This window comes from Massilia sp. MP_M2, assembly GCF_039123635.1.
Lineage (GTDB): Bacteria > Pseudomonadota > Gammaproteobacteria > Burkholderiales > Burkholderiaceae_D > Telluria.
This window is the reverse complement of record NZ_JBCHJF010000010.1, coordinates 78,859-92,394: the sequence shown is the minus strand read 5'-3', so window position 1 is coordinate 92,394 and position 13,536 is coordinate 78,859. Positions and strand designations below refer to the sequence as shown.

Annotated in this window: 19 protein-coding genes and 1 tRNA gene; 11 read left to right on the top strand and 9 right to left on the bottom strand. The window is 65.2% G+C overall.

Features of this window, described 5'->3' with window-relative positions; all coding sequences use genetic code 11:
* Positions 1-1,224 (top strand): acetate/propionate family kinase, encoded by a 1,224-nt coding sequence (locus RCH14_RS19505; RefSeq protein ID WP_343027759.1) that lies wholly within the window; start codon positions 1-3, stop codon positions 1,222-1,224.
* Positions 1,221-1,508, top strand: a complete 288-nt coding sequence (locus tag RCH14_RS19500; RefSeq protein WP_343027758.1) for an RNA-binding protein — start codon at positions 1,221-1,223, stop codon at positions 1,506-1,508. The genes RCH14_RS19505 and RCH14_RS19500 overlap by 4 nt, the downstream gene beginning before the upstream one ends.
* Here the strand turns inward: RCH14_RS19500 and RCH14_RS19495 are convergent.
* The 3 genes from RCH14_RS19495 to RCH14_RS19485 all read right to left on the bottom strand — a co-directional run bounded on the left by RCH14_RS19495 (position 1,505) and on the right by RCH14_RS19485 (position 3,451).
* Positions 1,505-1,795 carry a hypothetical protein gene (locus RCH14_RS19495; protein WP_343027757.1) on the bottom strand — a complete coding sequence of 97 codons (291 nt, stop codon included), beginning with the start codon at positions 1,793-1,795 and terminating at the stop codon, positions 1,505-1,507. The two genes, RCH14_RS19500 and RCH14_RS19495, sit on opposite strands and share 4 nt — an antisense overlap.
* 71 nt (positions 1,796-1,866) lie before the next feature.
* A complete protein-coding gene (locus tag RCH14_RS19490) occupies positions 1,867-2,412 on the bottom strand; it encodes a hypothetical protein (protein ID WP_343027756.1) in 546 nt (181 codons plus the stop codon).
* 121 nt (positions 2,413-2,533) lie between these two features.
* Entirely contained in the window at positions 2,534-3,451 is a 918-nt protein-coding gene (locus tag RCH14_RS19485) for a LysR family transcriptional regulator (protein WP_343027755.1), read from the bottom strand.
* 95 nt (positions 3,452-3,546) lie between these two features.
* On the opposite strand from RCH14_RS19485, the gene RCH14_RS19480 reads away from it, so the two are divergent.
* Positions 3,547-3,876: a nuclear transport factor 2 family protein gene (locus RCH14_RS19480; protein ID WP_343027754.1), complete on the top strand. Its 330-nt coding sequence runs from the start codon at positions 3,547-3,549 to the stop codon at positions 3,874-3,876.
* A gap of 116 nt (positions 3,877-3,992) precedes the next feature.
* A tRNA-Ser gene (locus RCH14_RS19475) sits at positions 3,993-4,082 on the top strand.
* Between the two features lie 84 nt (positions 4,083-4,166).
* Here RCH14_RS19475 and RCH14_RS19470 read toward each other — a convergent pair.
* Positions 4,167-5,108, bottom strand: coding sequence for a class I SAM-dependent methyltransferase (locus RCH14_RS19470; protein ID WP_343027753.1), 942 nt, complete (start codon positions 5,106-5,108; stop codon positions 4,167-4,169).
* A 174-nt stretch (positions 5,109-5,282) separates the two neighbouring features.
* Here RCH14_RS19470 and RCH14_RS19465 point away from each other — a divergent pair, with 174 nt between their 5' ends.
* The 3 genes from RCH14_RS19465 (at position 5,283) to RCH14_RS19455 (ending at position 8,450) form a co-directional block, all read left to right on the top strand.
* Positions 5,283-5,465, top strand: a complete 183-nt coding sequence (locus tag RCH14_RS19465) for a hypothetical protein (RefSeq protein ID WP_343027752.1) — start codon at positions 5,283-5,285, stop codon at positions 5,463-5,465.
* A gap of 28 nt (positions 5,466-5,493) precedes the next feature.
* A complete protein-coding gene (locus RCH14_RS19460; RefSeq protein ID WP_343027751.1) occupies positions 5,494-6,375 on the top strand; it encodes a neutral zinc metallopeptidase in 882 nt (293 codons plus the stop codon).
* A gap of 248 nt (positions 6,376-6,623) precedes the next feature.
* Positions 6,624-8,450, top strand: coding sequence for a M4 family metallopeptidase (locus tag RCH14_RS19455; protein WP_343027750.1), 1,827 nt, complete (start codon positions 6,624-6,626; stop codon positions 8,448-8,450).
* On the opposite strand, the gene RCH14_RS19450 is transcribed toward RCH14_RS19455, so the two are convergent.
* A complete protein-coding gene (locus RCH14_RS19450) occupies positions 8,419-9,111 on the bottom strand; it encodes a M23 family metallopeptidase (protein ID WP_343027749.1) in 693 nt (230 codons plus the stop codon). The genes RCH14_RS19455 and RCH14_RS19450 overlap by 32 nt on opposite strands.
* A gap of 60 nt (positions 9,112-9,171) precedes the next feature.
* On the bottom strand, positions 9,172-10,203 hold the full coding sequence (locus RCH14_RS19445) for a L,D-transpeptidase (RefSeq protein ID WP_343027748.1): 1,032 nt from the start codon (positions 10,201-10,203) through the stop codon (positions 9,172-9,174).
* Between the two features lie 111 nt (positions 10,204-10,314).
* Between RCH14_RS19445 and RCH14_RS19440 the strand changes: the two genes are divergently transcribed.
* A complete protein-coding gene (locus RCH14_RS19440; protein WP_407070098.1) occupies positions 10,315-10,626 on the top strand; it encodes a 2Fe-2S iron-sulfur cluster-binding protein in 312 nt (103 codons plus the stop codon).
* Between the two features lie 280 nt (positions 10,627-10,906).
* On the opposite strand, the gene RCH14_RS19435 is transcribed toward RCH14_RS19440, so the two are convergent.
* Positions 10,907-11,809: an alpha/beta hydrolase gene (locus tag RCH14_RS19435; protein WP_343027747.1), complete on the bottom strand. Its 903-nt coding sequence runs from the start codon at positions 11,807-11,809 to the stop codon at positions 10,907-10,909.
* A 159-nt stretch (positions 11,810-11,968) separates the two neighbouring features.
* Between RCH14_RS19435 and RCH14_RS19430 the strand changes: the two genes are divergently transcribed.
* On the top strand, positions 11,969-12,163 hold the full coding sequence (locus RCH14_RS19430) for a hypothetical protein (protein WP_343027746.1): 195 nt from the start codon (positions 11,969-11,971) through the stop codon (positions 12,161-12,163).
* Positions 12,164-12,178: 15 nt separating this feature from the next.
* On the opposite strand, the gene RCH14_RS19425 is transcribed toward RCH14_RS19430, so the two are convergent.
* Entirely contained in the window at positions 12,179-12,379 is a 201-nt protein-coding gene (locus RCH14_RS19425; protein ID WP_343027745.1) for a hypothetical protein, read from the bottom strand.
* Positions 12,380-12,564: 185 nt separating this feature from the next.
* Between RCH14_RS19425 and RCH14_RS19420 the strand changes: the two genes are divergently transcribed.
* Together RCH14_RS19420 and RCH14_RS19415 are read left to right on the top strand one after the other, a co-directional pair.
* Positions 12,565-12,702, top strand: a complete 138-nt coding sequence (locus RCH14_RS19420; RefSeq protein WP_343027744.1) for a hypothetical protein — start codon at positions 12,565-12,567, stop codon at positions 12,700-12,702.
* A 59-nt stretch (positions 12,703-12,761) separates the two neighbouring features.
* Entirely contained in the window at positions 12,762-13,133 is a 372-nt protein-coding gene (locus RCH14_RS19415) for a hypothetical protein (RefSeq protein WP_343027743.1), read from the top strand.
* 126 nt (positions 13,134-13,259) lie between these two features.
* Here the strand turns inward: RCH14_RS19415 and RCH14_RS19410 are convergent, their stop codons facing one another.
* Entirely contained in the window at positions 13,260-13,481 is a 222-nt protein-coding gene (locus tag RCH14_RS19410; RefSeq protein ID WP_343027742.1) for a hypothetical protein, read from the bottom strand.
* Positions 13,482-13,536: the final 55 nt, after the last annotated feature.

Here is a 13,536-nt window from a genome sequence, read left to right as displayed (position 1 = left end):
ATGGCGACGCAGGACTGCATCGCGGTCATCAATGCCGGCTCGTCGAGCATCAAGTTTTCACTGCATGCGCTGCCTGATCTGGCGCCGCTCTTCACGGGCAAGATCGACGGGTTGTATCGGGGCGCCGCGCGCTTCATCGCCCGCGACGCCGCCGGCGGCACGGTCGGTGAGCAGGCCTGGACGACGCCGCTCGACCACGCGGCCGGGATGCGGTTCCTGATCGATTTCGCCGAGGGCCACCTGGATGGCTTCCGCGTGTGCGCGGTCGGTCACCGCATCGTGCACGGCGGCGTCGACTTCAGCGGACCGGTGCAACTGGACGAGGCGGTGCTGGCCCGGCTTGCGCGCCTGATTCCGCTGGCGCCGCTGCACCTGCCGCACAATCTCGCGCCGGTGCGCGCCTTGACGTCGCTGCGCCCCGGGTTGCTGCAGGTCGGTTGCTTCGACACCGCGTTCCACACGGCGCAGCCGGCGCTGGCGCAGGCGTTCGCGCTGCCAGAGGCGATCACCGGCATGGGCATCCGCCGCTACGGCTTTCACGGGCTGTCCTACGAATACATCGCGACCACGCTGCCGCTGTGCGATCCGGCGCTGGCAGGCGCGCGCGTGGTGGCGGCGCACCTGGGCAACGGCGCCAGCATGTGCGCGATGCAGGGCGGACGCAGCATGGCCAGCACGATGGGCTTCACGGCGGTCGATGGCCTGCCGATGGGGACGCGCTGCGGCGCGCTCGACCCGGGCGTGGTCATCTACCTGATCGAGGAACTGGGCATGACGGTGGAAAGCGTGCAGCGCATGATGTACAACGAATCGGGCTTGCTGGGCGTGTCGGGCGTATCGTCCGACATGCGCGTGCTGGAAGCAAGCAGCGATCCGCGCGCGCAACTGGCAATCGACCTGATGGTCTACCGGATCGGCCGCGAACTGGGTTCGCTGGCGGCCAGCCTGGGCGGACTGGACGCGCTGGTATTCTCGGGCGGGATCGGCGAGAACAGCGCGCGGCTGCGCGCCGCCGTATGCCGCGCCGCGGCCTGGCTCGGCGTCGAACTCGACCCGGCCGCGAACACCGCGCCGCCGGCCGGGCCTGCCCGCATCAGCCTGGCATCGAGCCGGGTCGCGGTCTGGCTGGTGCCCGCCAATGAAGAACTGATGATCGCGCGCCATACGTGTGATCTGCGTGAACTGATCGATCCACCATTGCCTGAACCTGGAGAATACCCATGAAAGTCATCCTGTCCGGCTTGCACGCCGATGCCTGCGAAAGCGCCATCATCGACAGCTTCACCCCGTACTTTCACATCACGCAGGTGGACATGATCCGCGAAGGATCGCCCGACAGTCCCTGGGCCGTGTTGCACGTTGCCGATTCGTACGAGCACGCCTGGGCGGCCTGTAACAGCCTGCGCGGCGTCTTCCATCGCGGCAAACGCCTGAGCGTGTATATCCCGACCCACCAGCCCGACATTTATCACGACTTCGCGCCGCACGAGCGCCTCGATATCGCCTAAGCCTGACGGCGCGGCGCCGGATGCCACTTGCAGCCGGGAAGGCGCTGCAAGAGCTGCGACTGCAGCGCCGGAGCGGCGTCGCGCTCGACGCACAGCAATGCGCGCACCGTGCGTCCGCTTGGGCAGGCATCGATGCGCAGAAAACGCACCGCGTCCAGGCCGGCGCGCATTACCGCTTCGCGCAGGCTCGTGGCCGATGCCGTATCGACCTGCAGCCAGACGAGCATCGTGTGATCGGCCGGTGGCTGGCGCCGCAGGGCGGGGCTGTGGAAAACAAGGTGCTTCATCGTGCATTCTCCCTCGGTTGCCGTGCGATCCGGCATGTAAAAAGCCTGGCCGACTTGCGTGAGCGGCGCCGTCAGCGCCACAGTGCGTGCGCGGCGCCCGCCTGCGCGCCGACCCTGAACACCATCGACGGCGCAGCCGGATACACCTCGTCGTACAGCGCGCCCATCTCGGTGGGGTCGACCGGACTACTGACGGCGACGAACAGCACCCGCATGGCGGGGTTGAACGTGCGCGCGCCATTCAGGCGCGCCAGCAGCCGGTCGTGCAGGTCAAGATCGCGCGCGCCGCCGCGCACCGGCACCACCACCAGCCGGCTCTCTGCCAGCACGCAGCGGCAGCCGTCGGCGTCGCGCATGCCGGCGTCGATCAGGATGTCGTCGACCAGGGGCCGCAGCGCCGCCAGGCGCATCTTGACCGCGCGGCTGCCCACCTGGTGCGTCTCGATCCACGGCTGCACGCCGGCCCCGTTGCGTTCAGCGGACCAGTCGCTGTCGCCGTTGCCGGCGGTGGTCATCAGGTACACGCGCCGCCCTGCGCGCGCGCGCAGCACCGCCAGGTTGCGCGCGACGACCGTGCGCTCGGGGTTGTCGTGCTGATTGACGATGGCGATGATCATGCAGGCCTCTTGGCTGGATTCGATCTATCCAGCGTAGCGATGCGGCCGTAAAAAGGGGGCAAAAGACGTGCGTGCGTTTGTCAATGCCGTGTAAACGTGCCCCGGCATGGACAGCGCGCGTTCAGGCCGCAGCGTCGCGCAGTGCGGTGGCCATGTCGATGAAGGCGCGCAGCTTGGGCTGGCCTTGCGCTTTCGCGGCAAAGTACAGGAACAGACCCGAGGTGGTCGGCACGAAGGGTGCAAGGACTCGTTCGAGCCCGCCGCTGGCGAGGTCGTGCGCGATCTCGATGTCGGGCAGGTAGGCCAGTCCCAGGCCCGAGCGGGCGAAGTCGGCGATCAGACCCGTGTCGTTGACGACGAGCGTGTGCCCGGTCTCGACGTGGAACGCGCCGCCATCGCGCATGAACTGCCAGCGCGCCAGCAGCCTCGAGGTATGGAAGCGGTAGCGGATCGTCGCGTGGCGCACGAGGTCTTCCGGTATGCGCGGCCGGCCGGCATCGGCGAAATAGGCAGGGGCGCCGACGACCGACCAGCAAAGGTCGGGCGTCAGCCGCACGGCCACCATGCCTTGCGCGACCGACTGGCCGAGACGTATGCCGGCGTCGTACCCCCGTTCCAGCAAATCGACCTCACCGTCGTCGAGCGAGATATCGAGCGCAACGTCGGGATGCGCGCGCCGGAACTGCGGCGCCAGCGTCTTGAGCACCAGCGCGCCCAGTGCGCGCGGGACTGTCAGCCGCAAGGTGCCGGCTGGCCGGTCCCCAAAGCGGGCAAGGGTGGCAAACGCGTCGTCGATCTGGCAAGTCGCGGCCAGCAGGTCGGCGTATAGCGCGCTGCCGGCCTCGGTCAACGTCACCCGGCGCGTGTTGCGCGTCAGGAGGATGACGCCGTGTTGCGCTTCGAGCAGTTTCACGGCCTTGCTGGCGGCGGCTGGCGTCACGCCGATGCGGATGGCGGCGGCAGTAAAACTCTTCATCTCGGCAACGGCGAGAAAGATGCGGATAGCGTCCAGGGAAGTCGTTTTCCTCGCGGCGATCATGAACTTGGAGTTGATAGTCTATCTGCTCGAGAGGCGTATCGCGACGTAATCATGGCTGGCAGGATGGGGACTTCCATTGACTTTCAGGAGATACCATGACAATCCCAATGCCAGCACCGGTCGCCAATTACTTCCTGCATGCGAATGCGCACGATGCCGATACGGTGGCAGCGTGCTTCAGCCAGGATGCCGAAGTACGTGACGAGGGGCACGTGTACCGTGGACGCGACGCGATCCGCGCATGGCAGCGGGCGACCAGCGCCCGCTACGGCTCAACGGCGCATCCGGCAGGGTGTGAATCGACGCCGTCCGGTTGTCGCGTCGAGGCAGCGGTCACGGGAAATTTTCCTGGCAGCCCCGCGCGCATCGTCTTCGATTACAGCCTGGACGGCCCGGCGATCACTGGCTTACGCATCGGCGCCTGAGCGAACCAGCGCGCCACGGTGCCGCCATCGAAAAAAGTTGCACAGCATTACTTGCAAGGTTCGCCAGGCTGCCGGTATAATGCGGCCTCTCGCAGCGATGCGAGACGACCGAATCTGGAGAGGTGGCAGAGTGGTCGAATGTACCTGACTCGAAATCAGGCGTACGCGCGAGCGTACCGTGGGTTCGAATCCCACCCTCTCCGCCAAGTAGCAAAAAAAAGCCACCGCAAGGTGGCTTTTTTCATTGCGTGACTGGGTGGACTGCACGTTGGCCTGGGACTGATCGCTGTTCAGCGCTTGCGCGCCTGCAGCCACACTGCGGCAATCCGCTCGACCTCTTCATACCCGGGCTCGCCGAGTTGCCCGCCAAAGATGTCGGGATCGAGTTCTTCGTACGACCAGGATGCGCATTCTGCCTGGAGCCGCGCGCGGATGCTGTTAAGAAAATGGTCATCGGGCCCCGAGAGCGCCACACCGGTGTACAGCAGCAGCCGCCCGCCGGGGCGCAACCGCGCCAGGCCTTCGTCGACGATGCGCCGCGACAGCTCGGCGCCGCGTTCGCCGCCGCCATGGCGGTAGCGGCGCTGATCCGGATCGACGACGAACGGCGGATTCGAGACAATCAGGTCGACCTCGCCCGTCACACCATTGAACAGGTCGCTCTCGCAGACCGTGACATTGACAGTCCCGTTCAACCGGGCGTTCACGCGGGCCAGCGCCAACGCGGCCGTGTTGACATCGGCGCCGATGACGCGGGCAGCCGGGAATGCGCGCGCGATCGTCAGCGCGCCGGCCCCGCTGCCGCAGCCGACATCGATCGCGCGCGCAGGCGCCGGCCCGGCTTCGTCTGCCACGAACGCGCGCTGCATGGCGCCGATGAAGCGGTACGTATCCGGTCCGAAGAACACGGCATCGTCGTCGTGCGTTGGAAACGCCGAATGAAACAGCAGCAGGTCGTCCAGCGTCGAGGCGCGCACGGTCGAGCGCAGCGCATCGCCTTCGCCGGCCAGCACCCCGGCCGACGTCATCAATTCGAGCATGCCGGGCGGCAGCACCGCGGCGGAAAACGGCCGGCTCCAGCCGAACACATCGCGCAGGTCGCGCGCCTGTTCGTTGCCGGGCCGGCCGTTGAGGCGCCGGTGCGTCGACGGCGTGACCGTCATGAAGCGGTAACCGGTCTGGCGCAGGGTGGTGCCGAGCGTGAGCAGGGCGTTGGCTTGGAAAGGTGTCATGGCCGAAGCATCGCACGAAAATGGCGGGATTGACGCACACCAACCGTGCCCTGTAGCGACGAAATTTGATGCACTATGTGATCGCTCGAACATACCGGATGATGGCGACCAACGATACTCATTAACATAGTCGCGCAACGTCAGCGACAACGATAACGAGAGAGAACGGACAATATGAAAAGCTTTGACATGGACGACGTCCCGCGCGGGCGCATGGACCGCGAAATCGCCCGCGGACGCCGCGAGCGCGCGCTGAACGACGAGCAGCGCGCCGGCCTGGCGCCGATCGACGACCTGCGCGGCAAGGATGCGCGCGAGCGCGCCGATACCTGCAACCTCAAGCGCACCAGCCGCTGAACCCGTCACTGGACGACAAGGAGAACGTATGCGTTGGGAAGGTGATCCGGAAAGTAACAATGTCGAAGACCGTCGGGGCGACAGTGGCGGTGGCGGTGGCGGTGGCTTCGGCATTGGCGGGCGTTCGATCGGCATCGGCACCATCGTCATTGCACTGGTGGGCTCCTACTTTCTGGGCGTCTCGCCGGCCACAATCCTGAGCCTGCTGTCGGGTGGCGGCGCGCCGCAAGTGCAGCAGTCGTCGCAGCCGCGCGCGGCGCCGCTCGACGACCGCGAAAGCCAGTTCGTGAAGGTCACGCTGCGCTACACCGAAGATGCCTGGACCCAGATCTTCAGCGAACAGAATGCGCAATACCAGCCGGCGAAACTCGTGCTGTTCGACGGCCGAACCAGCACCTCGTGCGGTGTCGGCCAGAGCGCCACCGGACCGTTCTACTGCCCGGCTGATGCGTCGGTCTATATCGACCTCGACTTCTTCCGCACGATGCAGCAGCGCTTCAACGCCGGTGGCGAATTCGCCCAGGCCTACGTGATCGCGCACGAGGTCGGCCACCACGTCCAGAATCTGCTCGGGATCTCCGACAAGGTCCATTCTGCCCAGCAGAACGCATCCGAAAAGCAAGGTAATGTCCTGTCCGTCAAGCTCGAGCTGCAAGCCGACTGCTTTGCCGGTGTCTGGGCCAAGCGCACCGACCAGCGTGCGAAGATCCTGGAGCAGGGCGACGTCGAAGCCGCCTTGAACGCGGCCAGCGCCATCGGCGACGATGCACTGCAAAAGCAGTCGCGCGGCGTGGTGGTCCCGGACTCGTTCACGCACGGTACATCGGCGCAGCGCGTGCGCTGGTTCGAGCGCGGAATGGAGAGTGGCGATGTGGCCTCTTGCAATACGTTTGACGCCAGAACTCTGTAACAGGCAGCAAAAAGTATCCTGTCGGTTGAGGTGCAGGCGTTAATTTGCCCCATACAGTTGTCCGCGAATTCATCGGCATCGTCGAAGAAAGCGGATCGCACTAGGCTCGGCCGTGCTTGGCAAGGCGCTGTATCTGATAAAGCGCCTTAGGTAGGAGACATTGTTCTCAAGCAAATACTCGTTTATTTGCGCGTCCATCATGGTCGATGACCGGCGCCATCTGGCCCGGCTTACCGGATGGAGCCGAGATGATTCCTCAACCGTTGTTCAGGGTAGCCCTGCTGGGTGCCGCCATTGCGCTGGCGCCCGGCGTCCACGGCGCGCCGATGATGAGCGCACCACTTCAGCTCGACAGTCAGGCGCAGGCGCAGGTCCTCAGCCAACTCACGGCACGCCGCCCGGCCATCGGCCTGGATGCCGATCACGGCTACCGGGTCGTCGCGCAGCATCCCGGCGTGCAGGGCACGCACGTGGTGCGCGCGGCGCACCTGTACAAGGGCGTGCGCATCTTCGGCTCAGAATCCGTGGTCGTGCTCGATGCGCGCCAGCAAGTCGTGTCCGAAAGCGCCTCGCCCCGCCGCCTGCAACTGGGGCGCGGCGCATCCGGTGCGCTCAGTCCCGTCACCACCGGCTTCGATACCAAACCGGTCATCAAGCGCAAGGCCGCCGTCAGCGCCGCCCTCAAGGACAGTCCGCCCCGCGCCGTCAAGGTCAAGCTCCCTGCCGCCGAACTGGTGATTTATCCCGTGATGCGCGACGAACGCGCCCCGAGCGCTGTCGCCAAGCCCGATAACGAATTGAACGCGCTCGACCTGATCGAAACCGTCGAGCGCTACGCACTGGCCTGGCATGTGCGCGTGCGCATGCGCAGCGGCGAGCAGCCGATTTACTACGACGTCATCGTCGATGCGCGCACGGGCGCCGTCATCGATCGCTGGAACACGCTGCAAACGGTGGAAGGGGTTGGCCGGAGCCAGTACAACGGCAACGTTCCGCTCAGCACGACCTTTGCCGGCAACGTGTACCAACTGCTCGACCCGCTGCGTGGCAAGGGTGGCGCATTCGGCGCGATGGCGATTACCAACGCCAACCATGCCACCACGAGCGGGCGCGTGTATACCAACGGCACCAACACCTGGGGCGACGGCAAGCAGTTCGTCGAAGGCGGGAGCACGACGGGCGCCAACGGCCAGACCGCCGCCGTCAACGCCATGTGGGGCTTGATGAATACCTACGACCTGCACCAGAACGTACTGGGCTGGCGCGCGCTCGATGGCCAGGACACGGCCACCCACATCGCCGTGCACGTCAATCGCGGCTATGACAACGCCTACTACAGCGACACATGCCGCTGCATGTTCATCGGCGATGGCACGTTCTTCACGAACCTGGCCGCGATCGACGTGGTCGGCCACGAAATGGGCCACGGCATCACGGCCGCCACGTCGAACCTGGTGTACACGGGCGAATCGGGCGGCCTGAACGAGTCAAGCTCGGACATCGCGGGCGAAGTGGTCGAAGCGTATGCGCGCGCCGGCGGCAAGGGCGAGGTGGTGCCCGAGTTGGGCAACGACTGGATGCTGGGGGCCGAGATCGCCCGCGACGGCAAACCGCTGCGCTATATGATCAAGCCGAGCAAGGATGGCAGCAGCCGCGATGCCTGGAGCACGGGCCTCAAGCGCCTGGACGTGCATTACAGCAGCGGCCCGAACAACCGGATGTTTTATTTTCTCGCGCGGGGTTCGGATGCCGACAAGACGGGTGACGCGTGGAGCGGCTACCTGAAAAAGCGACCGGCTGCGATGACAGGCATTGGCATCGACAAGGCGTTTCGCATCTGGTTTCGCGCGAACACGACCAAGTTCACGGCCACCACCAATTACGCCGATGCGCGGGCCAGGATGATCGAGTCGGCGGGGGAGTTGTACGGGCCGGGAAGTCGCGAAACCGTTGCGGTCACGCGTGCCTACGCCGCAATCAATGTCGGGGCCGACATCGATGAACCCGCGGCCGCGCCCGTTGCGGGGGCGGCCAGCGCAGCGGTTACTGATCGCTCATCAGTGGAAACGGATTGAGCGGCGTCCCTTTCCACCACTGCTTCTCGGCCGTCAGGGCAACGACGGCGAAGTGCAGGTGCGGTGCATTCGGATCGGCGTTGCCGCTTACGCCGACATAGCCGATCACCGTACCGCGCTTGACGTCCATGCCTTCGGCGATGCCGTCGGCGTAGCGGTCCAGGTGAGCGTAGTAATACGCGAATTGCTCAGTTGGATCGAACTGGTAGACGGTCAGGCCGCCCGGCTTACTCTGGAACAGTTTGGCAACCTTGCCGTCGGCGACCGCCACGACAGGGGTGCCGGTCGGGGCCATGATGTCGAGCGCCTCGTGCTGGCGCTGCTCGCCGCGCGGCTGGTAGAAGGTATCGGTCAGCTGCGCCGATTTGATACCCTGCACCGGCACCAGCAGCTTGCCCGGCATGGTGGTCGTGGCTGCCGCGCCAGGCGCCGCAGTTGCATCAGGCGTGGGACGCAGCGGCAGGTCGGCATCTTCCAAATTCGGCATGACCACCGGCGCGGGCGGCAACTGGCCATCGATCTGGGATGCCGGGATGCCGGGCGCTGCGGGCGCAGCAGCGGCCACTGCTGGTGCCGGGGTCTCCGGCACGTCCTGCAGGGCGACGAACAGTATCGCGGCGCCGACCAGGGCGCCGATGATAAATGTGATCAACCATTTCATCTTGTTCTCCGTGCGGCGCCACGGGCGCCGCTTAGGTGCAACATCTGCCCGGGGCGCTGCTTATTTTTCGAGGATCACTTCGGTGCCAGCCGAGACGGCCGCGCCCACTTCGGCGGCGCTCCAGTTGGTCAGGCGGATACAGCCATGCGATTCGGTCTTGCCGACGTGGGCCGGCACCGGGGTGCCGTGGATGCCGTAGTGCGGCTTGGACAGGTCGATCCACATCACGCCGACCGGATTGTTCGGGCCTGGCTTGACGGGGGTTGCCTTGTCGCCCGGCTTGGCGTCCCAGAACAGTTTCGGGTTGTAGTTATAGACCGGATTGGCGTGCACGCCCTCGATCTTCCAGGTGCCGATCGGCAGCGGATCGCGGCTGCTGCCGGTCGAGGCCGGATACTGGGCCAGCAGGCGGCCCGATGCGTCAAACAGTTGCAGCGTCTTGGCGCCGTCGCGCACGACGACCTTGGTCGCCTGCGCCAGCGGTTCCTTGCCGCTCACGTTCGGCACCATGATGCGCTCGCCGGCGCGGGTGAACGTCTTGCCCGGATTGAGGCGTTGCAGCAGGGCCGGGCTGGCGTGGAATTTTTCGCCCAGGCCTTCGAGCACGTTGGCATAGCCCAGCTCGGCGAGCTTGGCTTTCTCCATCATCGTGTCGGGCACCGGCTGGAACGGGCCTTCGACGTCTTCGGCGATCAGCGCGTATTCGGCCAGCGTCGGGGTCGTGTCGACGGCGAGGGCGTTCCAGGTCGCGTCATCGAGCTTGCCGCTGACCGGCAGCTTGCGCAGGGTCTGGAACGTGGTCAAGGCCTGGCGCAGGTTCGAGCCGTAGGCGCCGTCCAGCTCACCCGGCGACAGGTAAATGCGCTCCAGCAGTACCTGGGCGCGCAGAATTTTTTCGAATTCGGCCTGCTCGGCAATCGCCGGATCCTGCACGGCGCCGGGCGCAGCGGTGACCGCCGTCGACATCGTCGTGTTCTGGGCTGTCGTCGCCGGCTGGGCAGCCGGTGGCAGCGTAGCAGGCTGTTGCGCGATGGCGTGGGTCAGCGTGCCTCCAAGGGCGGCGATCAGGGTCAGGGCGGTCATTTTGTTCATGCGGTCTCCGGGTTTGCTTCTGGAAAACTACAGACTAGTGAAATGCACGGCGTGGGTCTGTGCGTCAACGTACTCAGACTCGGTCAACTATTTCATTGAGGCTACAATTGCGTGATGGATCACCCTGTCTACACCATGACCGTCATGCCGCTGGGCGCCAGCGTGATCGTCGACGCCTCCACGACGGTGCTGCAGGCGCTCGAGGCCGCCGGCATCGACCTGCCCAGCTCGTGCCGCAACGGGACCTGCCGTACCTGCCTGTGCCGCTTGCGCGCCGGGGAGGTGACCTACACGATCGACTGGCCGGGATTGTCGGTCGACGAACGCCGTGATGGTGACATTCTGCCCTGCGTGGCGCTGGCGCGCGCCGATCTGGTGCTGGACGTCCCGCTGGCGCGGCGAGTCGCTACCGGTAGGGATTAGCATGGTGGTACTATCCGCATGATGCCCGACGCGCTGTCCGGCACGTTCTCATGACATCCGCAGCAATCACCATGAATGGAGCACCACCATGAGCAAAAGTCAGGATGCAAAGAAGACGACCAAGAAGGAACCGGCCAAGACCATGAAGGAAAAGAAGGAAGCCAAGAAGGTCAAGAAAGAAGAAAAGTCACGCCAGCAGTAAGCTCTGTAGTAACCCCGGGGGCAACCCCGGGAGCAACCCCGGGAGTCATCTCATCTTGACCCTGCATCGCCGCGTCGTCTACGGCGTTTCGGCAGACAGGCCAAGCGCGCCCTCGATCACCCCCAGCACCGTCGGCCATGCCGGCGAACTCGTGGCCACCTCATCGTAATGGCTGGCCTCCGGCAAGATCACGACATCCGCCACATCGCCCAGTTTCACGGCCCTTGCCGCGTAGTCGTGCGCCACGCGCGGCGGCGAAATCGTGTCGAGCGCCCCCGTGACGAGCCACGTTCGGCTGCCATTGGGCATCAGGTCGGCGGCGTTGGTATCGACCAGCACATCGGGCCGCGCGGCGCTTGGCGTGCCGGCCAGTTGCGCCAGATCGCGGTCGCAGCTCGACTTGATCAGGGTTGCTTCGTGGCGCAGGTCGGCCAGACCGCCCAGGCTCACGATACGGTCAACCTTGAGCGGGTTGGCATGGTGCAGCGGGCTGCCGGCCGGAATGCGCGCACGGCCCGCGATCCATTGCACCAGCTGACCACCGGCCGAGTGGCCGACGGCGACGATGCGTTCGAGGTCGAGCTTGTGCGCGGGCGCGTGCTGCGCAAGCAGATCGAGCGCGGCGTGCATGTCGAGGTACATGCCGGGGTAGCCGCCGCCCGGTTCGTCGATGCGCCGGTATTCGACGTTCCAGACCGCGATGCCGCGCTCGGCCAGTGCGCCGGCCATATTGCGAAACTGGGTGATGCCGCCGAACTTGCTGTTCCAGCACCCGCCGTGCACCAGCACCGCGACGGGGAACGGTCCGGCGCCGGTTGGCACGAACAGTTCTGCGTATTGCGACGGGGCGGGGCCGTAGGCCAGTTTGGTGATCGGAGCAGGGCCGCGCAGGGCCAGGTAGTCGTCGAGTTTCATCGGGGCGGCGTGGGCGCTCGAGGCGGCGCCAAGCACCAGGGCAAGCAGCAGGCTGGAAAAGCGCATGGCGGAGCGGCGAAAGTGGTGAAAACATCACTATAGCCGAGTCGCCAAGCCGCAGCACCATCTCCCAATGTCGGTCGGCCAGTGTCGGGCAATCGTACGGCCCCGGGGTGAAGGCCATGCTAGTCTGCCCATGACTCCATCACTTACCGAAAGGCGACCATGAATTCATTCACTTCCAACGCCGCCTCGCGCGAACCGGTCATCCAGCATGCGCACACGACGCCGGACCCGGATGCCCCGAACGATCCCCTGGCGCCACCAGCGCAACCGCCGGTGCCGGACGATGTCCCCGATCCGGTCAATGCGCCGGTCGAAGAGCCGAGCATGCCCGTACCACCGATCCGGGCCCACTAGCCCCGGGCTGCCCCATCAAGCGCCGGTTTCCTGGCGCTTGCCTTCTTCATTGTCTTGCTTGTCATCGCTGCCGGCTGGTGGTAATGGCGGGATTTCGCGAATCATTTGCTCGGTGTCGTGCTGACCGGGCGAGCGTTCGCCGCTGCCGATGTCGGCTTCGTCGAAGATGGCGTGACCTTTGTTCTCGGGATCGACGTTGTTTGGCGTGTCATTCATGCGGGGCTCCAATAGCGTTATCAATGTTATACGATCCTAACAGCCCCCGTGCAGCCATGTCGCGCGCCAGGCCAAGGTGAAAACTGTTGCTTTTTCGTCGCGCGCAGGCCGCTTGTGCTTCCTGTCACAGAACCGCAACAAGGCGGTTTCTATAATGTGGATGACACGAAAAACAGGGGGAAATCATGGGATCGACGTTGTACAACAAAATTTACCTGGGCCGCAGCTCGCCCCTGGGCTCGCGCAGCGTGCAGCTTGCGCTCGTGCTGGGCGTGCTGACCAGCGCCGGGCTGGGCTGGCTGATTCTGCGTTCGCTGCGCTGAAGGTTGCTCCGGCGCGCTGCGACGCGTACCATGCGCCCTTTGGTCAACGAAATGCGGTAATGAAAAACGAAAAGCTCACGACGGACGAATACGACGCACTCGACATGGTGCGCCGCGGCGGTAAACAAGAGATGGCCAGCGCCTGTGTCGGGCGCAATTCGAAGCGCCTGTGTGGCATCAAGCTGATGTCCTACGGTCGTGACAAGCGCTTGACGCTGACCGACAAGGGTGAAGAAGTGCTGTTCTTGCGCCGCTGCGTGACGGGCTTGCGCGCGCTGGCTGCCGATCCGCAGGTGGCGCTCGACGAAGACGTGCTGCGTTTCCTGAACCGCAAATCGCATATCGTGCCGCTCGAAGGCGGTGGCCATGGCCTGAGCGACAAGGGCCGTGAATCGCTGGCCGACATCGCCCTGAACGAAGAGCGTCGCTGACGCTGCCGGCCGTGCATCGCGCACGGCCGCTGCATTACCTTTGGCTATTTACGGCATTCCCGGCAGCAGCTTGCCTGCTGCCTCCATGCCGCTTGCGTGCCTCTTTCTGACGTGATTCGCGCCAGTCTAGTGCGCGCGGCGGCGGGCCGGATATACCAGCGCCCGCACCGCAACTTCGGCCGGCACGTTCATCGTCGCCAGAAACTCCGCCGCACGCTGCAGGCCCAGCGTTGGAATCGACGCGATCGCCTGGTTGACCAGATCGGACGTGCGACCATCGACGCGCTGGTGGCGTGTCGTGGTCGTGTTGGTTGTCATGGCCATGTCGGGCATGTCATTCATGTTCATTATTGTGTCCAGGTATCGGGGTTGCTCCATTAGCCCGATGATTGTACGACCAATA